Source organism: Saccharopolyspora pogona, from assembly GCF_014697215.1.
In the GTDB taxonomy this organism is placed as follows: domain Bacteria; phylum Actinomycetota; class Actinomycetes; order Mycobacteriales; family Pseudonocardiaceae; genus Saccharopolyspora; species Saccharopolyspora hattusasensis.
Genome location: NZ_CP031142.1, coordinates 6,317,916 through 6,343,711, shown reverse-complemented (window position 1 = coordinate 6,343,711; position 25,796 = coordinate 6,317,916). Strand labels below are relative to the sequence as shown.

Below are 25,796 nucleotides of genomic sequence, written 5' to 3'. Positions count from 1 at the left end.
CCTGCGGCGGTGCCGGTCGCGAGCATGAGCTAAGCGGCTTCGCCGCTTCAAAGGCAAAGCTCGCCCTACCGCAGCTCGGACGATTGCTTTCCAAACAGCCTCTATAGGACCGAAAACGCTCAAGGGCAGCCTATAGCCGACGGGCGATGGCCATGATGTGCGGGCTGGCGCCGAGGAGCTCCGGAACCGCTTCGACGCGGCGGATGGCTCGCAGGACCGCATCCCGGTCCGAGGCCTCGGCGAGGCACTCGGGGTCCGTCGCGTAGGCGCCCGCGCTCTCGATGGCGACCAGTTCGACGTCGGCGAAGCCCGCCTCGGCGACTTCGTCGCGGAGTTCGGCGGGGCGGTGGAAGAACGTCAGCGTGAACCAGTTCGGGTGCTTCTCCGGATCGATGTTGCGGTGCACCCCGTCGCGTACATCACCGACCACGATTTCCTCGAACTCGGGGTCGGAGATGTCACCGCTCTGGATACCGTCGAAAGTGGATGCGTACCGGGAAACCGCTGCGGCGAGCAGGATTCCCCCCGGCCGGAGCACCCGGCGAGCCTCGCGCAGCGCGACCACGCGGTCCTCGCGTTCGAGGAGGTGGTAAAGCGGGCCGAACAGCAGAACGGCGTCCGCGCTGCCGTTGCCGAAGGGAAGCTCTCGCGCGTCCCCGACGCTCGCGGAGCTCAACGGGGCGTCCGCCTGCTCCCGCGAGGCCGCCGCTGCGGCTTCCACGTGTGGTTGCCACGCATCGATCAGGTGGACTTGATATCCGTTGCGCGCCAAGGGAAGCGCGTATGCGCCCCGCGCGCCGCCGACGTCGTGGACCACCGCAGGGGGTGCCGGTAGGAACCGGTCCAGCAGTTCGGTCGTGCGAAGCGACTCCAGCAATCCCCAGGTGGAGAGCCGGTCGCGTTCCGGATCCAATCGGTAGTAAGCCGAAATCGCGGTCTCAAAGTCCTCCATGCAACCGACGCTACGCGCGGGCGCAAGCGGAAAACGGCCGCGCGTGGCGGCCATTTCCGGAATCGGTGGTCAACCATTCCGCCAGCCGCCGACCGTGACGTTGGTGCCGCACAAGTCGAACACCTGACCGCTTTGGCCGTTCAACGTCGGGGTCGACCGACTTCACCACGTCGGTGGGCTGCACCGTATCGGGTGAGGCGTCTGCACGGGATGCGGCCGTCGTCGTTGGAATGGTGCCCGGTGAACTGGCCGCCACCGGGCACCCGTGCATCGGCCGAGCTCAGTTCTTCGGGAAGTCCACCACTGCGCCGGTGTCGCGGTGCCATTCGACGAAGCCGTGCTCGAACCCGTTCGCCCGGCCCTGCGGGATGTCGTACTCACCCGTCACCGGATAGCCCAGGTAGGAGCGTTCCCAGCCCAATTGCGACCAGCGGGCGCGGATTCCGCCGTACACCTCGTTCGCACCGGTCTGCGGCGTCCAGTAGATCGACGCCCCGCCGGTGCCGGTGAAGTGGTTGTACCGGCCTCGCCCGTCCGGCGTGCCCAGCTCGTCCGTGGTCGGGTAGCCGAGGATGCCGCTGGGGCCGCCCAGTTCGACGTAGCGCTGCGCGATCACGCCCTGCAGCGAGTGCGCCCCGGTCTGCGGGCTCCACACGATCCCGGCGAGCAGCCGCCCGTCACCCGAGAACTCGTTGTACCTGCCGACGCCGTCCCCGCCGTCCCGTTCGTCGCTGATCGGGTAGCCCAGCGGGCCGCGCTCCCAACCGGTTGCGGCCCACTTGTCCCGGATCGCGCCCTTGACCGAGGCGACCCCGAATTCGCTCCAGTAGATCGAGGCGCCGTGGCCCTTTGGCGTGACGAAATGGTTGTAGGCGGCGCGCTCGTCCGGCGTCGGGTAGCTGTCCGTGGCGACGTAGCCGAAGCGGTCCTCGCCGAGCGCGCGGTAGTGATCGCGCAGGGCCTCCACGACCAGGTGCGCCCCGGTCCGGGTGGACCAGTAGATCGTGGAGGGGTATTCGCCGGTCGCGTCCCGGAAGACGAAGTCGCTGTAGCGGCTGGTGCCGCCGGCGGAGCTCAGCTCGTCGGTGACCGGCACGCCGAGGCCTTCGTGCGCGCCGAAGTCCAGGTACCGCTGGAAGATCTGGCCCTGGACGATGGTCACCCCGGTGTCGGGAGTCCAGTAGAAGCGGGCGTTGGTGAAGTCTTGCCAGCGAAGGGCGTCGCCCGCGACCACCTCGGCGCGAACCGGGTTGCCGACCTCGGCGCGCATGGCCGGGGTGAGCGAGTCGTAGCGCCGCTGGATCTCGCCGTCACCGGGTGCGACCGCCGCGGTGGTCGGTTCCGCGGCGGACGTGGTCGGTTCCGCGGCGGTGGTGCCGGGGGTGGTGCCGGGGGTGGGCTCCGCCGGGGTGGTGGCGGGTTCCGATGTCGCCGTTTTCTCCGCGGTGGCGGGCCTTTCGGCCGGTTCCGAGGCGTCGGAGGGCACCTTTTCGCTGGTGGACGGTGTTTCCGGCGCGGTCGTGGTGGTTGCGGTGGTCGGTTCCTCGGGCTGTGCGACGGCCGGCGCGGTTGCGGCCAAACCGAGTACGGCTGTCGTGGCGGCCACTGCCGCAACGAGACGTTTGACGTTCACTCGTAACCCTTTCGGTCAGGTCACCTGGTGATCGCCGGTGCGAAGGGAAACGTTGCCGGGTGTTACCGATTCGAGTCCTTCGCTCTTTTTGTCCGACAGGTCTGAACCTTCTGCCGCTGTCGGCGATTCAGGCAGGGACGCCCGGCTCGATTCGGGGTGAGCTGTGGATCGGGTCGTGTCGGCGGCGAGGACCGGCGTGGGGCGTCCGGTGGGCCCGCCCCACCGGACGCCTCGCGTACTCAGTTCTTCGGGAAGTCCACCACTGCGCCGGTGTCGCGGTGCCATTCGACGAAGCCGTGCTCGAACCCGTTCGCCCGGCCCTGCGGGATGTCGTACTCACCCGTCACCGGATAGCCCAGGTAGGAGCGTTCCCAGCCCAATTGCGACCAGCGGGCGCGGATTCCGCCGTACACCTCGTGTGCGCCGGTCTGCGGTGTCCAGTAGATCGATGCCCCGCCGGTGCCGGTGAAGTGGTTGTACCGGCCCCGGCCATCTGGCGTGCCCAGCTCGTCGGTGGTCGGGTAACCCAGCACGCCCGCAGGCCCGCTCAGTTCGATGTAGCGCTGCGCGATCACGCCCTGCACCGGGTGCGCCCCGGTCTGCGGGCTCCACACGATCCCGGCCGGGAACCGGCCATCGCCGTTGAACTGGTTGTAGCGCCCCACATCGTCCGGTGTGGACAGTTCGTCGGTCACCGGGTAGCCCAGCGGTCCGCGCTCCCAGCCGGTGGCCGCCCACTTGTCCCGGATCGCGCCCTGCACCGCGTTCGCGCCAGACGGCTGGGTCCAGTAGATCGAGGCGTTCTCATGTTGGGCGTCCGGCGTGAGGAAGTGGTTGTACGCGCCGAAGGCGTCCGGTGTCAGCCGCGTGTCGGTCGCCGGGTAGCCGAAGTGGGCGTCCTCGCCGAGCTCCCGGAAGTGCTCCAGGAGCGGGCCCACCACCAGGTGCGCGCCGGTGCGCGTGGACCAGTAGATGGCCGAGTGGATCACGCCGTCGCGGGTCAGGAAGTCGCTGTACCGGCCGCTGCCACTGCTGGCCAGCTCGTCGGTTATCGGCACGCCCAGCTCTTCGTGCCCGCCGCGCTCCAGGAACCCGAGGTAGATCATCCCGCGGACGACCGTCACGCCAGTGTCGGGAGTCCAGTAGAAACGGGCGTGGGTGAAGGCCTGCCAGCGCAGGCCCTCGCAACGGAGATTCGCAGAAGCCCCGCTCCGGGCTGCCCGCTGCACGGGGCACCGGGAGTTCGTCGAGCTCCCGCGCGAACTCGTCGGGAACGATCGCGCGAGCGAGTCGGGTCGACGGTCCCCGCGTCCTTCGAACCGGCTGCGGGTGAACGTTCCGTGGGTCCTCCGGCGATTCGGGCAGATTGGAGGACCCACGGACACGGGCACCCGGTGAACCCCACTTCGCCAGGCATCCGCGCTTCCTCTGCGCGCAGCGCGTCGGGAAGTCACATATTCCAGACGGAACGCCTTCACCGCCCCGTCACCACGATGATCGTTGGAAGGGGGCGAAACGTTGCCTGCGGAGCCGAAATTTCTCCAACTCCCCAGCGCGGCATGCCCGTGAGTGCTTTCAGGCGCTATCGCACCCAGGACTGATCACGAGCCTTTACCTGCAGAGACGTGGGAAAGCAGAGGGGCCGCCGGAGGTGGTTCCGACGGCCCCTTCCGAAACCGATCAGATCGGCAGGCGGCGGAAGATAGCGCGCGGCACGTGCCGCAGGATCGACATCACGAACCGGAACTGCGCGGGGGCGTACACCAGCGGACTGCCCTTGCGGACGCCGTCCACGATCACCTTGGCGACGCTTTCCGGAGTGTTCGCCATCGGCGCAGCCTTCATGCCCTCGGTCAGCTTGGTGTGGGTGAAGTTCGGCCGCACGACAGTCACCTTGACGCCGTGCTCCTCCAGCGCGTAAGCCAGACCGGTGAAGAACACGTCCAGGCCCGCCTTCGAGGAGCCGTAGACGAAGTTCGACCGCCGCGCGCGCTCACCGGCGGGGGAGGACATCACCGCGACGTTGCCGTGGCCCTGCTTGCGCAGCTTCGCGGCAAGCAGCACGCCCAGCGACACCGGGGCCACGTAGTTGATGTCGGCCACCGCGCGGGCCGCCTCGACGTCCGTCCAGCCCTTCTCGTTGTCGCCCTGGATGCCGAAGGCGATCAGCGTGACGTCGACGTCGCCGTCGGCGAACGCCTTGTCGATCACCTCCGCGTGCGTATCCGGCTTGCGGGCGTCGAACGTCAGGATCGACACCGTGCTGCCGGTCTTGCGCAGCGTCTCGGCGGCCTCGTTCAGGCGCTCCGACTCCTCGGGGCGATCCGCGAGGATGATCCGCAGCGGGCGGGCTTCGGCGTACTGCTTCGCCGTCGCCAGCGCGATGTCGGAGGTGCCGCCGAGCACCAACAGGGATTGGGGGTTTCCAACGGCGTCGATCACAGCTCAAGCCTCCGGCTCATGTCTGAGGCGAAAATGCCTTCGGGGTCTACGAATTGGCGGATCTTGCGGAACTCGTCCACGCGCGGGTACATCCGGTGGAACGTCTCCGCCGTGGCCCGCGAGTCCTTCGCGGTGTACAGCCGGCCGCCGATCTCGAGCACCATCTCGTCGAGATCGGTGCACAGTCGGGAAAGGCCCGATTTGATCGGGAAGTCGACGCAAACCATCCAGCCGGGGTGCGGGAACGACAGCGGTGCCCGGTTGCCCTCACCCATCTGCTTGAAGACGTTGAGGAACGAGTAGTGCCCGGAGTGCGCGATCCTCAGCAGGATCCGGCGCAGCTCCTCGTGCGCGTTCAGCGGCGTGCTGAACTGGTACTGGAGGAATCCCTTGGAACCGTAGGCCCGGTTCCACTCGCCGAACATGTCCAGCGGGTGGTAGAAGGCGGTCAGGTTTTCCACCACACCGAGCTTGCGCTTGGGTGACTTGCGGAACCACGCCTCACCGAGAGCGCTGAAGGTCAGCTTGTTGGCCAGCCCGTTCGGGAACACGTCGGGCAGCGTCGCCAGCTTGGGCGCGTCGAACTTCAGCGGGTTCGCGCGCAGCTTCGGAGGCAGGTCGTCCAGTTTGGCCAGCGAGCCGCGGCTGAACGCGGCGCGGCCCAGCTTGGCACCGGTGGAGATGGCGTCGAACCACCCCGAGGAGTACGTGTAGTCGTCCTCGGAGCCGTTGCTGACCAGTTCGAGCGTCTCGTCGAGGTTGTCGGTGCGATCGAGGTCGGCCACGAAGTACGCGGTCTCGGTCCGGGTCATCCTGATTTTGGCCCGGACGATGATGCCGGTGAGGCCGATGCCCGCGACGGTCGCCCAGAACAGCTCCGATTCGGGGCCGTCCGGCGTCACCGTCCGGACTTGCCCGTCCGCGGTGATCAGGTCCATCGACACCACGTGGTTGCCGAAACTGCCTGCGCTGTGATGGTTCTTGCCGTGGATGTCGTTGGCGATCGCGCCGCCGATGGTCACCTGGCGGGTGCCCGGCAGCACCGGGACCCACAGGCCGTAGGGCAGCGCGGCCTTCATCAGCTGGTCCAGGCTGACGCCGGCGTCCACGTCCACGATCGTGGTGTCCGGGTCGATGTCGTGGATTCGGTTCAGCGGGGTCATGTCGATGACCACACCGCCGGCGTTCTGCGCGACATCGCCGTAGCTGCGGCCCAGGCCGCGGGCGAGGACGCCGCGCTCGTCGGCGGTGCGCACCGCCTCGGCGATCTTCTCGACGTCAGCGGTGCTCAGCACGCGCGCCCGCGTCGGCGCTGTGCGACCCCAGCCGTAGAGTTCCTTGGTTTCGAACGCCGCAGTCATCAGAGGCTCAGCCTCCGGGAGAGGTCGGAGTGGAAGATGCCCTCCGGGTCGACCGCGGTGCGGATCTTGCGCCACTCCTCGATCCGCGGGTACATCTGCTCGATCATCTGGGCCGAGGTGCGGGACTCCTTGGCCAGGTACAGCCGGCCGCCCGCGTTCAGCACCATCTCGTCGAGCTCCTGGCACAGCCGGTCCAGGCCCGGGGTGATCGGGATGTCGACGGTCAGCGTCCAGCCCTTGCGGGGGAACGACATCGGCGCCTGGTTGCCTTCGCCGAAGGTCTTGAGCACGTTCAGGAACGACACGTGGCCCGACGCGCTGATCTTGTCGATCGAGCGGCGGAACATCGCCTCCTGCCCGAACGGCACCATGAACTGGTACTGCAGGAAGCCGTTGGGGCCGTAGACCCGGTTCCACTCGCCGACCAGGTCGAGCGGGTGGAAGAACTGGGTGATGTTCTGCACCATGCCGAACTTCGTCGGCGCCTTGCGATACCAGACCTCGTTGAACGCGGTGATGGTCAACTTGTTGACCAGGCCGTTGGGGAAGATCGGCGGGGCGGTCATCAGCTGCGGCGCGTTGAACTTCAGCGGGTCCTTGCGCAGCTTCTTCGGCAGGTCCTCGACGCGGGCCGAGTTGCCGCGGGTGAGCAGCGCGCGGCCCAGCTTGTCGCCGCGGGCCAGCGAGTCGAACCAGGCGACGGAGTAGACGTAGTTGTCGTCCGAGCCGTCGGTGAAGTGCTCGATCAGCTCGTCGAGGTTCTTCGTCTGCACGTTGTCGACCAGGAAGTACGCGGTCTCGACGCGCTTGAGCTTGATCGTCGCGCTGATGATGATGCCGGTCAGCCCCATGCCGCCGACCGTGGCCCAGAACAGCTCGGAGCCCTCGCCGTCCGGGGTCAGCGCGCGGACCTCGCCGTCGGCGGTGAGCAGGTCCAGCGACAGCACGTGGCTGCCGAACGAGCCCTGCGAGTGGTGGTTCTTGCCGTGGATGTCCGAACCGATCGCGCCACCGACGGTGACCTGCCGGGTGCCCGGCAGCACCGGGATCCACAGGCCGTAGGGCAGCAGCCGGCGCATCAGCGTGTCCAGCGACACGCCAGCGTCCACGACCACCGTCGCGTTGTCCACGTCGATCTGGTGCACCCGGTCGAGGGCGGTCATGTCGATGACGGTGCCGCCCGCGTTCTGCGACGGGTCGCCGTAGCTGCGGCCCAGACCGCGGGCGATGACGCCCCGTTCACCGGCCTCGCGGACCGCTTTGGCGATCGCCTCGACGTCCGGGGTGCTGACGACGTGCGCCCTGGTCGGCGCGGTGCGCCCCCAGCCGGTCAGCGTCTGAAGCTCGTCCTTTACCGATCCCACCCAGCCGAGTCTATCCGCGTTGACGTGGCAGATACCGGCGGGTACATCCGGTCCCCGGCGGTGTGCGATGCGTCATCGCTACACTCGCTTGGGACGTTCGCGGAGTTCGATCTCCCACGTCTTCGGCGTCTAGCCGGGTGCCCCAGGTGCCGAATGCCCTGTCGTCGGATCCCGAGGTGAACCAGTGGCCGTGGCCGAACCCGCAGCCCAGACCGAACCGAAGCGCCTAGGCGTCTTAAGCCAGCTGTTCCGCTTCATCGTCATCGGCGGCGGCTGCGCGATCATCGACTTCGGCACCTACTCGCTGATGTTGGGTGTGTTCGGTTGGCCGGTGTGGCTGTCCAGGGGGATCAGCTTCGTCCTCGGAACTTCAGCGTCGTACGTGATCAACCGGAAGCTCACCTTCCACGGTGCGAGCACCGGGAACACGAGGGCGAAGGCCGGTGCCTTCGCCCTCGTCTACATCGTCACGTTCTTCGTGAACTGGGGCACCAACCAGCTGCTGGTCATGCTCACGGGCGCCGAAGGCACCCCGTGGATGATCACCGCCTGCTGGATCGCCGGGCAGGGCCTGGGCACGCTGATCAACTTCGTGATGCTCAAGTGGGTCGTCTTCCGCGAGTGACCCACAAGGGTCCCAGTCGCCGCCCGGCTCCCCCCCGTAGTCCGCAATTTCAATGGAAATCAGAGGTCCGATTTCCATTGAAATTGTGGGAGTTATCCACAGCCGCCGGCGTGTCGGGGTCCGACACGCCGATGTTCCGCGATTTCCATTGAAATTGCGGGGAGAACCGGTGCCCTGAGTGGCGTCAGTTGCGGAAGCCGGTGCCTCGGGCCGGGGCTCCGTAGGCGTTGGCGTCGGAACGGGTCATCTCGACGTGCGCCGTGGCCACGTGCGCGAAGTTCACCGCGAAGCGGCCGCCGTCGGCGGTCGTGAGCGACTTCGTCTGGCCGTTGGCCATCAGGTCGGCGAGCACGTCGCGGAGTGCATCGGCCTCCGCCGGGGCCAGCGCGATGTGCAGCGGCTGGCTGACGCCGGCGAGGTGCAGCACGAGTCCGGGTCGCGTTTCGGGCATCGGATCTCCCAATCGCAGGGTGACGGGTTCCTTGCGCCGCAAGGACTTCTCCGTCCAGCGCAGCACGAACCGGCCGTCCCGGCACCGGATTTCACCCTCAGCGGACCCCGGAACCCCCGCCCACCGGTCGTTTTCGCTCACGGCGTACACCGCCCCTCGCGCTGCGGGCTACTGCTCGGGTTCTTCCTCCGGGGGTTCGAATGCCTTGACGTCGTTGCGGTCGTCGCTGTTCGGGACGTCGCCCGGCAGGTGCACCGTCTTCGACAGCGGACCCGGCGTCCAGGTGCCCCAGTGCGTCTCCTCGTGCACGTCCATCGCCGCCTGCGCTGGCAGTGCGTCCGGCTCGTACGGGTCGACCGCGTACAGCGAGCCCCAGTCCCGGTGGATGTTGTTCTTCAGGTAGGTCGGCAGCTCCCGCATGCTGGTCGCCACGTTGAGCCAGCCGAACGGTCCACCCGCGTCCGGCGACGACCAGCCCTGCCCGATGTCGCGCACCTCGGCGCCGGCCGCCACCCGGAACTTCGGGATCTCGGCGATGCCGTGGTGCACGCCCGGCAGCTGCAGGCACGGGTTCACGAGGGCGGCGGTCCACTCCACGAACGTCGGCTGGTCCCCGACGAAGTCGGTCATGTTCACGAGCTGCGGCGCCCGCGGCGCGCTCACCGCGACCCAGCCGTTCGGGCCCAGCGAGTTGTCGATGGCCACCACCCGCATCTTGGTGGCGTCTTTGGACTTGTCGCCGAGGGTGAACCGGAAGTCCCGCCACGCCGGGCCGGGCTGCTGCACCACGTACTTGCGCTCGGTGATCAGGAAGCCGTTGTCGGTGTCGTGGCCGAACTCCAGCGCCACCGAGTTCGCGCCCAGCTCCGCGCCGGCCAGCGAGAGCACCACCGGCACCTCGCCGGTCTTCGCCCGATCCGGCAGGTCATACCACTGGGTGCGCAGCTCACCGGTGCCGACGCCGGCCGCGTCGTAGCTGCCCCACACCGGCGCGTTGTCGTTGCCGAACTGGTGCGGCGGCTTCCAGTCGGGTTCCTGCATGTCGGAGCCGTCGCCGGGCGGCAGGCCGGGCCGGTTGAAGCCGACCATCTTGGCCCGCATGTACTGGTCGGCGTCCTCCTTGCCCTCCAGCCGCTTCGGCGGGACGCCGATGTCCTTGTCCTCCGACGGCGCCGCCTTGCCCGGCTGGTCGCCGGACACCCGCAGCATGCCGGACTGCGGGTTCGTCTCCACGTAGACGTAGTCGGACAGCCCGCAGCTGGAGCCGACGATCTGCCTGATGTTGTCCGCGCCGAGGCTGTAGCTGCCCCACTGCTTCTGGATGACCTTGCCGAAGTTGGCGAGCTCGAACAGCACCAGCAGCGCGCACAGGATCGACAGCGGCGCGGTGCCCAGCCGCAGCGCGCGGCTGCGCTTCTCCTCGCGGCCGAAGCGCTCCTCGACGACCTTCGGGTTGTTCTCGTCGATGCGCAGATGCTCGATGAACGCGACGATCAGCGCGATCCCGGCGATGCCCAGGAAGAACGTGCTCAGTTCGTGGCCGCTGATCTGCGGCGGCATGTTGAACCAGGGCACGCCCCAGCCCGAGACGTACCACCAGGCGTTGGGTCCGGTGGCCGCGAACGCCAGGATCACCATGAGCATCGCGACGAACGCCGCGCGGTTGCGCTTGGACCGCAGCACGGTGCTGCTCGTGGCCAGCGCCGTGAGCGCGGCCAGCGCGCCGCCGAACGCGGCGAAGATGCCGAAGTGGTGGGACCACTTGGTGGGGGTCAGGACCAGCACGACGAAGGACAGCGCGGTGACCGCGAGCAGCCGTCGGCTCGGCCCGAGCGCGGCGCCCCGGATGCGGCCCCGCCGCAGCAGCACCACGGCGCAGGTCGTCAGGCACAGCATGACCAGGAGCACCGGGAACCGGCGGGTCATCGAGCCGTCCGGCGTCTGGCTGAACAGCAGGTTGTAGCGGCTGAGCTCCTCGTACCAGCTCTGGCTCGGGCCGAGTTCGGTGCGCAGTGCGGTCGCGTCCATGATCGACTGCCAGGTCTGGTCGGAGAACACCAGCGTCAGGATCACGAACCCGGAGGCCGCGATCGGGGCCAGCACCGGCACCCAGCCGAACTCCTGAGCCCGCTTGCGCACCAGCCGGAACAGCGGCTTCAACGCCGCCACGAACGGCAGCACGGACACCATGCCGTGCGGGTTCGCGCCGACCGACAGCGCCGCGACGACCAGCCCCAGCGCGGCGGGCATCAGCCGCCCGGTGGCCACCGAGCGCTCGACCGCGCACAGCGCCAGCAGCGAGAACAGCACCACGACCGGCTCGGGCCGCAGGCCGTTGTCGTAGGGCAGCCAGAACGCCAGGAACACCGCGGCGGCGGCCCAGCCGGCGGCGTTGCTGCGCCGCACCTGCTGGCCGAGCCGCGGCAGCACCTCGCGGCTGATCAGCAGCCAGCTCACGATGCCCATCAGCAGCGCGGGCAACCGCACCCACGGCGTCGCCGTCGACACCTGCACCCACAGCGCGTACAGCTCGTAGAACCAGCCGAACGGCGCCTCGGCCACGCCGAACCAGCGGAAGTAGTTGCTGATGTAGCCGAAGCTCTCGCGCGCCCGCGCGATGGTCAGGATGTAGCCGTCGTCCGAGGTCATCGCGCCGATGACCCACCAGACGGCCAGCGCGCCGATCACCGACACGTCGCGGAACGTCGGCTTCCACCAGCCGGCCGGGGCCCACTTCGGCGGGCGGCGACCGGCCCGTACGTCCAGCCGCCGCAGGCAGATCAGCGAGCCGATGAACGCCAGCACCGCGAGCACGATCACCGCGAGCTTGAGCGTGGTCGCCTGGCTCTCGTAGCGGTTGTCGACGCGGGCCTCGAAGGACACACCGCGCACGTCGTCGATGCCGTCGTTGAGGCCGGAGTAGATGCCGGTCAGCTGCGGGCGCTGGTCGCCGCGGAGGTTCGCCAGTGTCTCGGTGCCGACGCTGGCCGTGGTGCTGAAGGCGTCGGAGTGCAGCGAGAGCGAGCAGTCACCCGCGGGCAGCGGCACCGTGCCCACCTGCTGGCCCTTGGTCAGCATCGTCAGGTGGCCGTTGTCGACCTGCAGCGTGAGGCCGGTCAGCTTGCCGTAATCCGACGACGGCGGGTTCGTGCTCAGCAGCGTGGCCGGGCCGTTGGTGCGGGCGTCCAGGCTGCGCACGGCCGTGCACGGGATCTCGGCGTTCAGCCACACCGGGGAGTAGCTGACCAGCGGCGCCGACACCGACTTGGTGCCTTCCGCCGTCGGCCACTTCAGGGTCGTGATGTCGTAGTTGACCGGAAGGAACGGCACGGCCAATGCGAGCACCGTGCCGAGCAGCCCGAAGACCGTCGCGAACAGCTTCAGCCGCTTGGCCGACGGTTGTCGGTGATTCGTCTCGATGCGCGCCGAAGCGTCGTCCGTTCGGCGGCTTTCTTCCTGGCCACTGAGCACGGGCCGAGGATAGTAGTTGCTGGTCCGGGCCCTTTCGCGGCATTCGACGGGTGTGCAAATGAACACTTCGTGCAACGCCGTGAGCTGCGATCTCAGGAAGCTCTCAGGCCGTTCTCAGCGTCCCGTGACCATTCGGTGACCGCTGTTTCGTCGCAGTTTCAATTGAAACTGAGATGGCTCAGCGGCGGTAGAACTTTTCCTGTTGGCCTTGGCGGAGCAGTCGCAGCCATTCCTTGAATGCCTTCGGGTCGCGCTTTTGCCCCACGAAGTACAGGCCGAAGCGGAGCACTTCCAGCGCGCCGATCTTGCGCATCCCCGGCTGCGACAGCAGGTAACCGCGGTTGCGGTAGGTGTAGTAGCGCTTCGCCGCGTCCGACGGGTCCTGGGCGTGGAACCGGCCGCCCAGCATCGGCTTGAACTCCGCCGAACCGTCCGGGTGCAGGAACCGGGTGCGCAGCGTGGTGCCGAACGGCAGGCCGGAGCGCACCACCCGGCGGTGCACCTCCACCTCGTCGCCGCGGAAGAACAGCCGGTAGTCCGGCACACCCACCACGTCCAGCGTCGAGGCGCGGAACAGCGCGCCGTTGAACAGCGACGCGATGCCCGGCAGGAAGTCGCCGTCGCCGAGCTCGCTGACCCGGCGCTTCCAGGTCAGGCCGCGGCGCAGCGGGAACGCCAGCTTGTCCGGGGTGTCGATGTTGACCACCACCGGCGACACCGCGGCCAGCCGCCGCTGCTTGGCGACCTCCAGCAGCGTCGCGAGCGCGTGCTCGTCGGCGGGGCGGCCGTCGTCGTCGCCCAGCCACACCCATTCCGCGCCCAGCGACAGCGCGTGCAGCATGCCGAGCGCGAAACCGCCGGCGCCGCCGAGGTTGCGCTGCGAGACGAGGTAGGTCGACGGGATCGGGCAGTCCGCCACCACGTCCTGCGCGGGCTGGTCCGGGCCGTTGTCGACCACCACCAGGTGATCGGGCAGCCTCGTCTGGCTCGCGATGACTTTCAGGGACTCGGCCAGCAGCTCGCGACGGTGCCTGGTGACGATCACTGCGACTACGGACCCGGCCGGCAGCTGCTGTGCGGAGTCGGTGCTCATGAGCCTTCTTTGCTCCCGATAGTGGCCGCGGATTCGCCGATCCGGGCCAGGGTTTCCTCACTGAGGTGCTCGAAGGGGTCGTAGCCCTTGTAGTGCGTCAGCACTTCGCGCAGCGATCCCTGCTCCCGCATCCCGCCCTTGTCCATCCAGATGGCGGTGCTGCACAGCTCGATCAGGAACTCGTCGGAGTGCGAGGCGAAGACCAGGATGCCCGATCGCTTGACGAGGTCGTTGAGCCGGTCCCGCGCCTTCTCCAGGAACTCCGCGTCGACGGCGCCGATGCCCTCGTCGAGGATCAGGATCTCCGGGTCGATCGAGGTCACGACGCCCAGCGCCAGCCGCACCCGCATACCGGTGGAGTAGGTGCGCAGCGGCATCGCCAGGTAGTCGCCGAGCTCGGTGAACTCGGCGATCTCGTCGATCCGCTTCTCCATCTCCTTGCGGTTCATGCCGAGGAACAGGCCGCGGATAATGATGTTCTCGTACCCGGAGATCTCCGGGTCCATGCCGACACCGAGGTCGAACACCGGAGCGACCTTGCCGACCACCCGCGCGCTGCCGCGGGTGGGTTCGTAGATGCCCGCGAGTAGCCGCAGCAGGGTGGACTTGCCGGCACCGTTGTGGCCGACCAGCGCAACCCGGTCGCCGTGGCGCAGCGACAGTTCGATGTCGTGCAGCGCCTCGATGATCGGTACCCGGCTGTCGGTGCCGATCTTGCCACCGGCCCTGCCGAGGACGGCCTTCTTCAGCGATCGCGACTTCGCGTCGAAGATCGGGAAGTCGACCGATGCGTTCCAGATGTCGATGCTGACCAAGATTTCTCAGCTCCCGATCAAACCCAGTAGGCGACACGCGCGCGGTAGTTACGCATGACCAGCAGTGCGAGCAGCCAACCACCGACCGTGAACCCGAGCACGATCGCCCAGTGGTGCCAAGACTGGTTGGTCCCCAGCATCGGGGCGCGCGCGATCTCGACGAAGTGGTAGATCGGGTTGAGCTGGGCCAGCCAGGCCCGAGGTCCCGCGTTCTGCTCCAGCGCCTGGATCGGCCAGACGATCGGCGACATGAAGAACAGCAGCTGCATGAAGCTGTTGACGACCGGCGGGATGTCGCGGAAGCGGGTGCTCGCGACTCCGAAGAGCAGCACCACCCAGACGCCGTTGAGCACCAGCAGGAGGATCGCCGGGATCGCGGCGATCACCGTCCAGGTCACCGGCGGCTGGAAGATCGCCAGGATGGCCAGGTAGACGACGAGGTTGTGCAGGAAGAGCAGGAATTCGCGCCACACCGTGCGCAACACGTGCACGCTGATCGGCGCGGGAAGCTGCTTGATCAGGCCCTCGTTGTGGATGAACACCTCGGTGCCGGACAGCAGGCAGCCCTGGATGAAGTACCAGATCATGAACCCGACGGTCATGTACGGCACATAGTCGGCTGCCTTGAGCCCGAAGATCGTGGAGTACATCAGGCCGAGGCCGCCTGCGGTGACGCCCATGCCGATGGTGATCCACAGCGGGCCGAGCACCGATCGGCGGTAGCGCTGCTTGATGTCCTGCCAGCCAAGGTGTGCCCACAGCTGGCGCTGGCTGAAGCCGTCGCTGAGGTCCTTCGCTGCCTTTCGCCAGGATCGCGACGAGGTCTCAGAGGGAGCCGGGGGTCGGTCTAGCGTGCTCGTGGACTGCACAGTGCGTCAGAGTACCGACCACGAGTGTGCCCCCCGGGTGAGGGCATCACTCGACGGCGTCGCGCCGGTCTGACGTCGGGCGCGACGCCTCCACGGAGCGTCACAGGTATTGACCGGTGCCCCGGGTGTGGCCGGTTTCGGCTTCGCCGCTGCTGCCCACGGGCAGGCCTCGGCGCATCTGCTCCAGCTGGGCCCGGGCCGCCATCTGCTGGGCGAACAGCGCCGTCTGCAGGCCGTGGAACAGGCCCTCCAGCCAGCCGACGAGCTGGGCCTGCGCGATCCGCAGCTCCGACTCGGACGGCGTCGTCTCCTGGGCGAACGGCAGCGACAGCCGCTCCAGCTCCTCGATGAGCTCCGGGGCGAGCCCCTGCTCCAGCTCGCGGATCGAGGACTGGTGGATCTCCTTGAGGCGGCTGCGGCTGGCCTCGTCAAGCGGTGCCGCCCGGACCTCCTCCAGCAGCTGCTTGATCATGGTGCCGATGCGCATCACCTTGGCCGGCTGTTCGACCAGGTCGTTGATGTCCTCGCCGCGCTCCGGCTGGTCGTCGGCGTTCATGGCGGCACCGATCGGCATGCCGTCCTCGCCGACGACGAACACCTGCGGCCTGCCCTCACTCGGATCGTGGGTCATGTCTCCATCCTGGCTTGTCGCTACAAGATTCGAAATCCCGGGGCAGCGCTGCGTGCCCGCCGGTCCAGCCCCCGAGATCTGACGATGCGCTAATGGGGATCCCGCGGTCCAGGCGGCGTCCGAGGTTCCGCCACCCGCGCCGCTACGCAGGGTGAGCTGGAAGCGTCTTCGCGCGAGCGATGCGATATCTGCCACCCGGGGACGAGTTCGGGAGGCTCCATACGTAACGTGTGCCCCATGGCGTTCGACGTCGCGGCGGTTCGCGGGCTCTTCCCCGCGCTCGGCGACGGGTGGGTGCACCTGGACGCCCCGGCGGGCATGCAGGTTCCTGAACAAGTGGCGACCGCGGCGTCGACTGCGCTGCGGGCCCCGGTATCCGGTCCGGGCGGGATCTTCCCCGCATCGCAGCGCGCCGAGGCGATCGTGGAAGCCGCCCGTCGCGCTATTGCTGACCTCATCGGTGCGAACCCGGCCGGGGTGGTGCTTGGGCCGAACTCCGCTGTGCTGCTGCAGCGGCTCGCCGATGCGCTCGGTGACGGCTGGATGATCGGTGACGACGTTGTCGTCTCCCGGTTGGACCACCCGGCCAACGTCGCGCCGTGGCAGCGTGCGGCGCAGCGCTCCGGAACCACGGTGCGGTGGGCCGAGGTCGACATCGAGACCTGCGAGCTGCCCACCTGGCAGTACCAGGAGCTGATCACCCCGCGGACGAAGGTCGTCGCGATCACCGCCGCGTCCGGCGCGGTGGGCACCCGGCCGGACGTGCGACAGGCGGCGGACGCCGCGGCGGAGCACGGCGCGCTGGTGGTGGTGGACGCCGCGGCCGCGGCGCCGTTCGTGCCGCTGGACATCACCGCGATGGGCGTCGACGTGGTGGTGGTGAACGCCTCGGCGTGGGGCGGGCCGCCGGTGGGTGCGCTCGTGTTCAAGAACCCGGCGATGCTCGACCAGCTGCCGTCGGTGGCCCTGGAGTCCGGCGCGCGCGGACCGGAGCGGTTGGAGCTTGGCCCGCACGCGTACCCGCTGCTGGCCGGGTTGGTGGCGTCGGTGGACTACCTGGCGGGGCTGGACGATGCGGCGGTCGGGCCGCGCCGGGAGCGCCTGCTGACCTCGCTGGGTTCGGTGAAGTCGTACCAGGCGGGGTTGCTGGCGAACCTGACCAACGGGCTGCGGAAGATGCGGCACGTGATGGTGATCGGCGACGCGATGCGCCGGGTGCCGTCGATGGCGTTCACCGTCAACGGCGTCAAGGCGGAGGAAGCGGTCGAGCACCTCGCGGAGCGCGGGGTGTGCGCGTTCGAGGACCCGGGCACGCACGGGGTGTTCGCGGTGCTCGGCGTCGGCGAGGTCGGCGGCGCGGTCCGCGTCGGCCTGGCCCACTACACCAACGCCTCCGAGGTGGACCAACTCGTCCGGGCGGTCGCCGAACTCGGCTGAAGTCCCGCAATCCCGGCGCATTCCGCGTCGCGGTGCCGGTTGCGAGGGTGGAGCGAACGGCCCGTTCACCTCCTCTACGCTTGGGTTTTAACCTTTGGGTGTTGTTGTGGCCCCGGTTGATCATGGGAACAGCCCTTGGGTGATCATGCTTCTGACGAAAGAAGAAGATCAACCAAGGGCTGTCGTGATCAGTGTGCAGGATGACCGCCAGGCGGTCGAGTTCGGGGCTGTGACCGGGTTCCGGGATGGGTTTTACCGGTGTCTGTCGGCTCGGGCGGATGCGTTGTTCGAGCTCTGCGATGCGGTGTCCTGCGGTGAGCGGCCGGTGACCTCGTTGGTGGAGTTGTCGCTGTCGCCGGTGTTCCGGCGGGGGCATGGCGCGTTGTACGACGCGTTGGCGGCCGGGGAGATCGACGCCGCCGGGGTACGGGATGTGCTGGTGGATGGGTTGCCTGCCGCGGCGGACGAGGGACCGCTTCTGTTCACCGCTGATGTGACCGTGTGCCCGCGACCGGATGCGGAGTGCTCGGCGGATCGCGGTCACTGTCATACGTCGTGTCGCTGTGACGGTGACCGTAAGACGATCCCTGGCTGGAACTATGCGTGGCTTGCGGGCATCCAGTGGGGTCGTTCGTCGTGGGTGTCGCCGGTGGATGCGGTCCGGATGGATCCCGACGATGATCTCGTGGCGGTGACCGCCGCCCAGATCCGGGAGTTGGCTACTCGTCTGCGCGCCGCCGGGCGCACGGGTGGAGCGGGCCGCCTTCCACCGATGGTGGTGATGGACTCTGGTTATCCGGCTACCGCGATGACCGACGCGGTGTCTGATGTGGACGTGCAACTGCTGATCCGTCTCGACCGTGACGATCGGGTGTTTCACCGCCCACCGCCGCCGCGGGTGCCTGGCAGGACCGGGCGGCCACCGAAATACGGCGCCCGCTTCGAGTGCGCCAGCCCCACCAGTTGGCACACCCCGGACGCCACGCTGACCGTGGACACCGACCGCTACGGACGGGTTGAGGTGCATGCCTGGTCCGGGCTGTCGCCGAAGATCCAAGCCCGCGGCTGGTTCGCCGACCGTAGCGAACTACCCGTGGTCACCGGCACGGTCGTGCACGTCCGCGTGGAACACCTGCCCGACGGACGCGCCCCGCACAAGGACCTGTGGCTGTGGTGGGCCGCTCCCGAGGGCGTCCCACTGGATCTGGACATGCTGTGGCGGGTCTACCTACGGCGGTTCGACATCGAGCATTTCTTCCGTTTTGCCAAGTCGACCTTGGGCTGGACCGCGGCGAAAACCCGCACACCCGCCCAGCAGGACCGGTGGACCTGGCTGACGATCGCCGCCTACACCCAACTCAGACTCGCCCGCAACCTCACCACGGACCTGCGGCGTCCCTGGGAACGACGCCCCGAGCCAGACCGGCCGTTAAGCCCGCACCGGGTACGCCGCGGGTTTCGCCACATCCATGATCGTCTCGGGACCCCCGCGCGTGTGCCGAAACCCACCCGGCCCGGCCCAGGGCGGCCCCCAGGCTCCCGCTCCGGTCCTGCTCAACGCCATCCCGTCCGCAAAAAAACCGAAAAAACGGACACCCGGCAACCCGCCGGAAAGAAGCAAGCACGTTAAAACCCAAGCTATGAGCCTGTTGCAATATTACGCCCACCACGGACCGTGATCGATCGATCACGGCTGAGATGGCCACTGGCGGACAAACGGCGGCGATCGAGACTGATTTGGTACTTCGGTTCAGCCGTTTTCGCCGAAAACGCAACAGGCTCCTACCGGCACAAACGGTCCGTTCGCTCCAACCCGAAGCGTGCGTCGTGAGTACCGGGCTGCTATGGCGACCCAACACACTCACGAACCTTGAACAGCAGAAATCTTGCTTTCAGCGGACGAGGAGGATCTTGCCGCGGACGTCGCCCGCTTCCAACGTCGCGTGCGCTCGCGCCGCCTCCGACAGCGGCACCCGCTCGTGCACCAGCGTCCGCACCTCGCCCGCCTCGACGAGCGGCCACAGCCGCTCCCGCACGTCGGCGACGATCGCAGCCTTGCCCTGCGGGCCCTCGACGGGCCGCCCGCGGAGCCCGAGCACCGACAGTCGTAGCCGTTTGACCAGCATCTTCCCCAGGTCGAGCTCGGCCTTCCGGCCGCCCTGCATGCCGATGACGGCCAGGTGCCCGTCGGGCGCCAGCGCGGACAGGTTCCGGTCCAAATAGGACGCACCCATGTTGTCCAGGATGACGTCCGCCCCGCCGAGTTCCTTGACGATCGCGACGAAGTCCTCGTCCCGGTAGTTGATGACCGGGTCCGCGCCCAGGTCCGCGCACAGCTGGCGGCCCTCGGCCGATCCGGCGGTCGCCGCCACGCGCGCGCCGAGCGCCTTGGCGATCTGGATCGCGCAGGTCCCGATGCCGCCGGCCCCACCGTGCACCAGCAGCAACTGTCCACTCCGGAGCCCGGCCTCCATCACCACGTTGGACCACACGGTGCAGGTGACTTCGGGCAACCCGGCGGCCTCGACGAGGTCCACCCCGGCGGGCTTGGGCAGCACCTGCGTGGCGGGCACCGCGACCCGTTCGGCGTAGCCGCCGCCGGCGAGCAGCGCGCACACCTCGTCGCCGACTTGCCATCCGGGCACGCCCTCGCCGATTTCGGCGATGGTGCCCGAACATTCCAGCCCCAGGATGGTGCTGGCACCCTTCGGCGGCGGGTAGTTGCCCTCCCGCTGGCTCAGGTCCGCGCGGTTGACCGCGCTCGCGGCGACGTCGATGAGTACCTCGCCCGGACCCGGCCGCGGGTCGGGTTGCTCGGTCCACTCCAGCACTTCCGGTTCGCCCGGCTCACGAATAGAGATCGCGTACATGCCCTGGACGGTAGTCAGCGCGGAACGCTTCGCAGCGCGTGGTTCGGTGGGGTGATGGGAGATCGGTCAACGCGGTAAAAATGGGAATTTGTCCCTGCTTATTAACTCTTGTTGGTGCAGGCTTGACTTCGTGGAGTGATCCTCTCAAGGCTAGCCATCACAAAGTCCACCCGAAGCGGGGAGCATGATGAGTTCGCGAACCATCACACCCAAGCGCTCGGCGGCAGCTCTGGCCGCGATGTGCACGGCCGCGTTGTTGACCGTCACCCCGGCGAGCGCGGCGCCGGCCGATCTCGGCTCGAAGATCAACGGCAATGCGGTGAACCGCCACCTGATCGCCTTGCAGCGGATCGCCGACCAGAACGGCGGGAATCGCGCGTCCGGCTTGCCGGGCTACGAGGCGAGCGTCGACTACGTTGCCGGCAAGCTCCGCAACGCGGGCTTCGACGTCACCACGCCGGAGTTCACCTACCAGGCCTACTACCTGGACTCGTTCAACCTTGCGGTGGCCGGGCAGCCGGTCGAGGGTGACGCCCTGGAGTACTCCCCGGCCACCCCGAAGGGCGGCATCACCGCGCCGCTGGCGGTCGCCCCGGTCGACGACACGCCGGGCTGCGAAGCCACGGACTACGACGGCGCGGACATCACCGGCAAGGTCGTGCTGATCCAGCGCGGCGCCTGCACGTTCGCGCAGAAGGCGCAGGTGGCCGGCGAGCGCGGGGCCGCGGGCGCGATCATCTACAACAACGCGGACGGTCCGCTCAACGGCACGCTCGGCGACCCCGAAGCCGCGAAGATCCCGACCGCGGGCGTCACCAAGCAGGTCGGCGAGGCGCTCGCCGGGCAGGCCGGCGCCGAGGTGAAGCTGGACGTCCAGGCCCGCCTGGAGACCGTCACCACCCGCAACGTGATCGCGCAGACCCGCACCGGTCGCGCCGACAACGTCGTGCTGGCGGGCGCGCACCTGGACAGCGTTCCGGAAGGCCCCGGCATCAACGACAACGGCACCGGCTCCGCAGGCATCCTGGAGACGGCGCTGCGGTTGGGCGGCAGCCCGAAGGTCAACAACGCGGTCCGCTTCGCCTTCTGGGGCGCGGAGGAGTCCGGCCTGGTCGGGTCGACGAAGTACGTGCAGAGCCTGAGCTTCGAGCAGCAGCTCGACATCGCCCTGTACCTGAACTTCGACATGATCGGCTCGCCGAACGCCGGCTACTTCGCCTACGACGGCGACGACTCCGACGGCGTCGGCGCCGGGCCGGGCCCGCAGGGCTCGGGGCAGATCGAGCAGGACCTCGTCAACGCGATGGCCGCGCAGGGCATCGAGGTCGAGGGCGATGACTTCGACGGTCGTTCGGACTACGGCGAGTTCATCGCGGTCGGCATCCCGGCCGGCGGCCTGAACACCGGCGTCGAGGAGCTGAAGTCCGAGGCGCAGGCGGCGAAGTGGGGCGGCACCGCGGGTGTCGCCTTCGACCCGAACTACCACTCGGCGAAGGACAACCTGGCCAACGTGGACTGGGTCGCCCTGGAGCGCAACGCCAAGGCCCTCGCGAACGTCGTCGAAGGCTACGCGCAGAGCACCGAGGCGGTGAACGGTATGCAGACCCGCGCCCAGCGCGCGCAGCTGCGCGCCGTGCAGGCCCCGATGCTGGCGCAGGCCCACGCCGCCCCGGCGAAGACCAAGTCCGGCCACCACAACGTCGCCTGACGAGCCGGAACCAGCGGAACGGGGCACCTCCGACACCGTGCAACGGAATCGAGGGTGCCCTCCGCCGGTTCCCGGTGGTCCGCAATTTCAATGGAAATCAGAGGTCCGATTTCCATTGAAATTGCGGAAAAAGTCACCGGGTGGGGTGGCGAGTGTAGCCCGATCGGAGGAGATGTCGTGAAACGTGCCGTTTTCGCGGTCGCCGCCGTGGTCGCCGCTGTGGCCTCCGTCGCCGCTGTGGCTGCCACCGCCCCCGTGGCTGCCGCCGTGGTCGCCCCCGTCGCCCCCACCGCCGCCGTGGCTGCCGTACTGGTCGCCCCCACTGCCGACGCGGTGGAGCCGGTGCGCTTCGCGACGTTCAACGCTTCGCTCAACCGCGCCACCCAGGGCGAACTGCTCGCGGATCTGTCCACATCGGACGATCTGCAGGTGGCTGCGGTGGCGGAGGTCGTGCAGCGCGTCCGCCCGGATGTCCTGCTGCTCAACGAGTTCGACTACGTCGAGGGCGGCGCAGCGGTCGACGCCTTCCGCGCCAACTACCTGGCGCGGAGCCAGGGCGGTGCCGAACCGATCGACTACCCGTACGCCTACACCGCCCCGGTGAACACCGGCGTGCCGTCCGGGATGGACCTCGACAACGACGGCACCACCGGCGGCCCCGGCGACGCCTACGGCTTCGGGGCGTTCCCCGGCCAGTACGGGATGGTGGTGCTGTCGAAGTACCCGATCGGCGAGGCCCGCACGTTCCAGGGGTTCCGTTGGGCGGACATGCCGGGCGCGCGGCTGCCGGACGACCCGGCGACGCCGCAGCCCGCGGACTGGTACTCGCCGGCGGAGCTGGAATCCCTGCGGCTGTCCTCGAAATCGCACTGGGACCTGCCGGTCGACGTCGGCGGACGAACCGTGCACTTCCTGACCTCACACCCGACGCCGCCGAGCTTCGACGGTCCGGAGGACCGCAACGGCCTGCGCAACCAGGACGAGATCCGCTTCTGGGCGGACTACGTCACGCCGGGCCGAGCCGACTACATCTACGACGACGCAGGCGAATTGGGCGGTCTCGCGCCGGGTGCCCGGTTCATCATCGCGGGCGATCAGAACTCGGATCCGATCGACGGCGACAGCAACGGCGCCCGCCAGCTCCTGCGCGCGCCCCGCGTCATCGACCCGCTGCCGGGCAGTGTGGGAGCCGTCGAGGCCAGCACAACGCAGGGCGACGCCAACGCGGACCAGCGCGGGAACCCGTTCTTCGACACCGGGGACTTCAACGACGAAGCGCCCGGCAACCTCCGGGTGGACTACGTCCTGCCGTCGGCGCCGCTGATCCCGTTGCGCGCCGGGGTCTTCTGGCCGGCCTCGAACGACGGGCTCGCACGCCTCAACGACGCCTCGGACCACCACCTCGTCTGGACCGACCTGCTCGCCTGATCAGGGCCGAACAAGGGGCGCCACCGGATGTGCCGGGCACGGCCGCCAGTCGAAGCTCGAGGCAGGAAAACACTGATCGCGGCGGTTGCGGCAGGACTGACGATGTACGCCGATCTTGCGGCCTGGGCGGAGTCTGCCGTAGTTGAGCGGAGCGTCGACAAGCGGGTTTGATCAAGCTTGCCGACGCGGCGACCGGTGGTCACGTGCTGATGTCGACCAGTGAGCTGATGGCGGGCTTGGGGTACAAGTCGCCTCGCGCGGTCATGGGCGCGATTGCATGGCTCGAAGACGCCGACTACATCGAGCGTGTCACGACCTGGCGTGAGGATGGCCGCCAGGGACCGAACCGGTACGGTGTTGCACGCAAAATAGGTCAGTATGTGGAGCAGGAGCCGGCGACGATGGGTCCTGCACCACACACTGACGTGTCGTTTCTGATGCCCAATACTTCGGCAAGGCTGCCGCGAGCATCGAGTGCCGCTCCACGGAGACGATCGGGATGGGCTCAGGCTCATACTCAGGGGCCGTCATCTTCTCCAACGGCGGACTGTCGATCTCCTCCTCGTCGACCGGTCAGCCAAAAGGGTGCGAAGGCCACGAAAGTGGTTGTGTGCGTTGCCCGCGCTCGTCTCCTCGAGGTGCTAAATGCAAGCTGGCGGCCAACGCCGGTCGCCTCATTGGAAGTCGACCGGCGTCGTGGCTGGTCAACGAGCGACAGCGGGGATGCAAACGACTAGTTTGCTAGTTTTGCTCGCCGGCATTGGCGAGGTATCCCGCGACGGTCTTGCGCAGCTGATCAGCGTGGGCGTAAATGTCCTCGATGTCGTCGATGGGCATCCGGGTCTCGACCTTGTTCCCATCGAACAAGCCCAGGTAACGCTGGGCTCGGTTGAACCACAGCCGTGCGATCGGCTTGCGGTTGTTGTCGTCGAGCAGGACACCGAAGTAGGTCTTGGTGTCACGTCCGACCACGCGGGTGGCGGGGACCTCGCTGCAGACAATGGCGCGCACGACGCGGTAGCCCTCGATCTCGTCCTCGGTTGTGGTGATTTCGCTGGCGCGGTCGCCGCGTCCTGCCGCAGCCTTCCCGACAGGGGCCGAGTGGGCCGGTGTCGTAGCAGGGGCCGCCTGATCGGTAGAGGCTGGTTCCGCAGCAGCCTCGGAGCCCAGCGCTGTCTTGAGCCGATCGTTGACCTGCTCGGTGAGGAACTGGTGTGCAGCCTTCTCTACCAGTGGATAGAACTGCTCGCGGACTCTCTGGGTGATGTTGCCGCCGTAGACCCGTGCAGCGAGGAACCTGACCCATTCCTCGGAGGGTTCCCTGAACTCCGTTGCCAGCGATCGCTTGATGGCGCCGATGTACTTGAGCTCTCCCGCAGCGCTGATCACCGAATCGAGGTCGAACGATTCCCGGGTCAGCTTCGCCAACTCCGGAAGCAGGGTCCGATCGACCGCGGCCAGGTCAAGCACGAGGAACGGCTTGGCGTCCATCTTGTTGGCTCGTCGAGGTCGGTGTAGAACTCCCAGATCTGACCGTTGGTCAGTATCGCGACTCGCGCGTTGGTAACCGAGAAGTAGCGGTAGAGCTGCGAGGCGTGCTCCAGGCGCAGAGGCTCGGTGACCTTCTTGGCTTCAATCAGCATCTGCACCTGGCCGCCGTGGACAAGGGCGTAGTCGATCTTCTCGCCTTTCTTAGTGCCCACGTCGGCGGTGAATTCCGGGATGACCTCCGACGGGTTGAACACGTCGTAGCCCAGCACGCGGCCGATAAACGGCATTACGAACGCGTTCTTGGTTGCTTCCTCGGTCTCGATCGAGCCCTTCTGCTGCGCCAGCTTCGCTGACAGCTCAGCAACCCGTTCGGTCATATCCACGAGTCGTCTCCCTCTGCTCAGAGGCAAGCACGAGAAGTCGGCTTGCCGACATCGAAGTCGGAGACAATCCGCGGTACGTTACCGACCAGCCGCTGGGGAGACCAGCGACCGACGCCATGGTGACTTGTCGTTGCTGTTTGGCTAGGTCTCAAGCAGTCCGCGGCGCGTTTTCAGGGTTACGCCTCTGCTTTCTGAACGGCTCCACCTAGGACGCCGTAACGCCAGCTCGGCACACGGCGAAAAGTCAACGAGCACGAAGTCCAGTAGGGCTGCGCGAGCCATTCTCCAAGGAGACGAAGATGACCGGTCTCGAGCAGTTCCGTGCCGCGGAAGAACGACTGAAAGCGGCTGAGGATGCCGCCCACCCCGAAGAGGCTCGGGCGTGTCGCGAGGCCGCTCAGGTCCATGCCCTGCTTGCCCAGGTGGCCGCTATCGCGCTGAGCAGAACCGGTGACGGTGGCCAGATAAAAGCACGGGAGGACCGCCAAGATTGGCAGGCAACGGTCAGTCTCAAGCCTGAGACGAAGAAAGGCGGAGCGACAGTGTTTCGCTGAAGCGCTCGAATGGTCGGCGTAGTGCGCGTGCTGCAGCCGGCAGGTGCACTACGTTTGGGGCGTTTTGTGCGGGGCGCTGCGACGCCGTTCTGTCGGGCTGGTGATCGACCAGCGTTTGCGAATGTTGGACAGCCCGGCACGTGTTCGTCGTGCAGAGCATCGGCCCGGCGCGGAAGCTTTCGGCGAGGCTCGGGTGACGCCGGCCTCGGCGCTCGATC

General features: G+C 68.0%; 21 protein-coding genes. 6 read left to right on the top strand and 15 right to left on the bottom strand.

Going from position 1 to position 25,796, the window contains the following annotated elements; translation table 11 throughout:
• Positions 1-130 precede the first annotated feature (130 nt).
• The 6 genes from DL519_RS29470 to DL519_RS29445 all read right to left on the bottom strand — a co-directional run bounded on the left by DL519_RS29470 (position 131) and on the right by DL519_RS29445 (position 7,752).
• Positions 131-952 (bottom strand): class I SAM-dependent methyltransferase, encoded by an 822-nt coding sequence (locus DL519_RS29470; protein ID WP_190819607.1) that lies wholly within the window; start codon positions 950-952, stop codon positions 131-133.
• Between the two features lie 280 nt (positions 953-1,232).
• Entirely contained in the window at positions 1,233-2,585 is a 1,353-nt protein-coding gene (locus DL519_RS29465; RefSeq protein ID WP_223839699.1) for a hypothetical protein, read from the bottom strand.
• A gap of 239 nt (positions 2,586-2,824) precedes the next feature.
• Positions 2,825-3,814: a hypothetical protein gene (locus DL519_RS29460; RefSeq protein WP_223839697.1), complete on the bottom strand. Its 990-nt coding sequence runs from the start codon at positions 3,812-3,814 to the stop codon at positions 2,825-2,827.
• A 451-nt stretch (positions 3,815-4,265) separates the two neighbouring features.
• Entirely contained in the window at positions 4,266-5,027 is a 762-nt protein-coding gene (locus DL519_RS29455) for a decaprenylphospho-beta-D-erythro-pentofuranosid-2-ulose 2-reductase (protein WP_190819605.1), read from the bottom strand.
• On the bottom strand, positions 5,024-6,388 hold the full coding sequence (locus DL519_RS29450) for an FAD-binding oxidoreductase (protein ID WP_190819603.1): 1,365 nt from the start codon (positions 6,386-6,388) through the stop codon (positions 5,024-5,026). Before DL519_RS29450 ends, DL519_RS29455 begins: the two co-directional genes overlap by 4 nt.
• Positions 6,388-7,752 carry an FAD-binding oxidoreductase gene (locus tag DL519_RS29445; protein WP_190819600.1) on the bottom strand — a complete coding sequence of 455 codons (1,365 nt, stop codon included), beginning with the start codon at positions 7,750-7,752 and terminating at the stop codon, positions 6,388-6,390. Before DL519_RS29445 ends, DL519_RS29450 begins: the two co-directional genes overlap by 1 nt.
• A gap of 184 nt (positions 7,753-7,936) precedes the next feature.
• Here DL519_RS29445 and DL519_RS29440 point away from each other — a divergent pair, with 184 nt between their 5' ends.
• Positions 7,937-8,377 (top strand): GtrA family protein, encoded by a 441-nt coding sequence (locus tag DL519_RS29440; protein WP_190819598.1) that lies wholly within the window; start codon positions 7,937-7,939, stop codon positions 8,375-8,377.
• Between the two features lie 184 nt (positions 8,378-8,561).
• On the opposite strand, the gene DL519_RS29435 is transcribed toward DL519_RS29440, so the two are convergent.
• The 6 genes from DL519_RS29435 to DL519_RS29410 all read right to left on the bottom strand — a co-directional run bounded on the left by DL519_RS29435 (position 8,562) and on the right by DL519_RS29410 (position 15,707).
• Entirely contained in the window at positions 8,562-8,969 is a 408-nt protein-coding gene (locus tag DL519_RS29435; RefSeq protein ID WP_223839694.1) for a hypothetical protein, read from the bottom strand.
• A gap of 27 nt (positions 8,970-8,996) precedes the next feature.
• Positions 8,997-12,299, bottom strand: coding sequence for an arabinosyltransferase domain-containing protein (locus DL519_RS29430; protein WP_190819596.1), 3,303 nt, complete (start codon positions 12,297-12,299; stop codon positions 8,997-8,999).
• A gap of 178 nt (positions 12,300-12,477) precedes the next feature.
• On the bottom strand, positions 12,478-13,392 hold the full coding sequence (gene glfT1, locus DL519_RS29425; RefSeq protein WP_168586075.1) for a galactofuranosyltransferase GlfT1: 915 nt from the start codon (positions 13,390-13,392) through the stop codon (positions 12,478-12,480).
• Complete coding sequence (wzt, locus tag DL519_RS29420) at positions 13,389-14,207, bottom strand: galactan export ABC transporter ATP-binding subunit Wzt/RfbE (protein ID WP_190819594.1); 819 nt, start codon at positions 14,205-14,207, stop codon at positions 13,389-13,391. The genes glfT1 and wzt overlap by 4 nt, the downstream gene beginning before the upstream one ends.
• Positions 14,208-14,224: 17 nt before the next feature.
• The gene (gene wzm / locus DL519_RS29415; RefSeq protein WP_190819591.1) at positions 14,225-15,076 is read right to left on the bottom strand and encodes a galactan export ABC transporter permease subunit Wzm/RfbD; all 852 of its coding nucleotides are present in this window, start codon (positions 15,074-15,076) and stop codon (positions 14,225-14,227) included.
• Positions 15,077-15,176: 100 nt separating this feature from the next.
• Positions 15,177-15,707 (bottom strand): bacterial proteasome activator family protein, encoded by a 531-nt coding sequence (locus DL519_RS29410; RefSeq protein ID WP_190819589.1) that lies wholly within the window; start codon positions 15,705-15,707, stop codon positions 15,177-15,179.
• Between the two features lie 237 nt (positions 15,708-15,944).
• Between DL519_RS29410 and DL519_RS29405 the strand changes: the two genes are divergently transcribed.
• Positions 15,945-17,144 (top strand): cysteine desulfurase-like protein, encoded by a 1,200-nt coding sequence (locus DL519_RS29405; RefSeq protein ID WP_190819588.1) that lies wholly within the window; start codon positions 15,945-15,947, stop codon positions 17,142-17,144.
• Positions 17,145-17,328: 184 nt separating this feature from the next.
• Entirely contained in the window at positions 17,329-18,774 is a 1,446-nt protein-coding gene (locus DL519_RS29400) for an NF041680 family putative transposase (protein WP_223839691.1), read from the top strand.
• 262 nt (positions 18,775-19,036) lie between these two features.
• Here the strand turns inward: DL519_RS29400 and DL519_RS29395 are convergent, their stop codons facing one another.
• On the bottom strand, positions 19,037-20,014 hold the full coding sequence (locus DL519_RS29395; protein ID WP_190819586.1) for an NAD(P)H-quinone oxidoreductase: 978 nt from the start codon (positions 20,012-20,014) through the stop codon (positions 19,037-19,039).
• Between the two features lie 184 nt (positions 20,015-20,198).
• Between DL519_RS29395 and DL519_RS29390 the strand changes: the two genes are divergently transcribed.
• Positions 20,199-21,722: a M28 family metallopeptidase gene (locus DL519_RS29390; protein WP_397544985.1), complete on the top strand. Its 1,524-nt coding sequence runs from the start codon at positions 20,199-20,201 to the stop codon at positions 21,720-21,722.
• Positions 21,723-21,959: 237 nt separating this feature from the next.
• Positions 21,960-23,150, top strand: a complete 1,191-nt coding sequence (locus DL519_RS29385) for an endonuclease/exonuclease/phosphatase family protein (protein ID WP_397545077.1) — start codon at positions 21,960-21,962, stop codon at positions 23,148-23,150.
• Between the two features lie 741 nt (positions 23,151-23,891).
• On the opposite strand, the gene DL519_RS29380 is transcribed toward DL519_RS29385, so the two are convergent.
• Both DL519_RS29380 and DL519_RS50765 read right to left on the bottom strand, forming a co-directional pair.
• Positions 23,892-24,641, bottom strand: a complete 750-nt coding sequence (locus DL519_RS29380) for a hypothetical protein (protein WP_223839690.1) — start codon at positions 24,639-24,641, stop codon at positions 23,892-23,894.
• The gene (locus DL519_RS50765; protein ID WP_223840376.1) at positions 24,566-25,018 is read right to left on the bottom strand and encodes a type I restriction endonuclease; all 453 of its coding nucleotides are present in this window, start codon (positions 25,016-25,018) and stop codon (positions 24,566-24,568) included. Before DL519_RS50765 ends, DL519_RS29380 begins: the two co-directional genes overlap by 76 nt.
• Positions 25,019-25,323: 305 nt before the next feature.
• Between DL519_RS50765 and DL519_RS29375 the strand changes: the two genes are divergently transcribed.
• On the top strand, positions 25,324-25,578 hold the full coding sequence (locus tag DL519_RS29375) for a hypothetical protein (RefSeq protein WP_190819583.1): 255 nt from the start codon (positions 25,324-25,326) through the stop codon (positions 25,576-25,578).
• The last annotated feature ends 218 nt before the right edge of the window (positions 25,579-25,796 follow it).

Coding starts and splice junctions, on each gene's coding strand:
- DL519_RS29380 (WP_223839690.1), bottom strand. CDS start 24,641: ATGGACGCCAAGCCGTTCCTCGTGCTTGACCTGGCCGCGGTCGATCGG.
- DL519_RS29395 (WP_190819586.1), bottom strand. CDS start 20,014: ATGTACGCGATCTCTATTCGTGAGCCGGGCGAACCGGAAGTGCTGGAG.
- DL519_RS29450 (WP_190819603.1), bottom strand. CDS start 6,388: ATGACTGCGGCGTTCGAAACCAAGGAACTCTACGGCTGGGGTCGCACA.
- DL519_RS50765 (WP_223840376.1), bottom strand. CDS start 25,018: ATGACCGAACGGGTTGCTGAGCTGTCAGCGAAGCTGGCGCAGCAGAAG.
- DL519_RS29410 (WP_190819589.1), bottom strand. CDS start 15,707: ATGACCCACGATCCGAGTGAGGGCAGGCCGCAGGTGTTCGTCGTCGGC.
- glfT1 (WP_168586075.1), bottom strand. CDS start 13,392: ATGAGCACCGACTCCGCACAGCAGCTGCCGGCCGGGTCCGTAGTCGCA.
- DL519_RS29470 (WP_190819607.1), bottom strand. CDS start 952: ATGGAGGACTTTGAGACCGCGATTTCGGCTTACTACCGATTGGATCCG.
- DL519_RS29375 (WP_190819583.1), top strand. CDS start 25,324: ATGACCGGTCTCGAGCAGTTCCGTGCCGCGGAAGAACGACTGAAAGCG.
- DL519_RS29390 (WP_397544985.1), top strand. CDS start 20,199: ATGATGAGTTCGCGAACCATCACACCCAAGCGCTCGGCGGCAGCTCTG.
- DL519_RS29405 (WP_190819588.1), top strand. CDS start 15,945: ATGGCGTTCGACGTCGCGGCGGTTCGCGGGCTCTTCCCCGCGCTCGGC.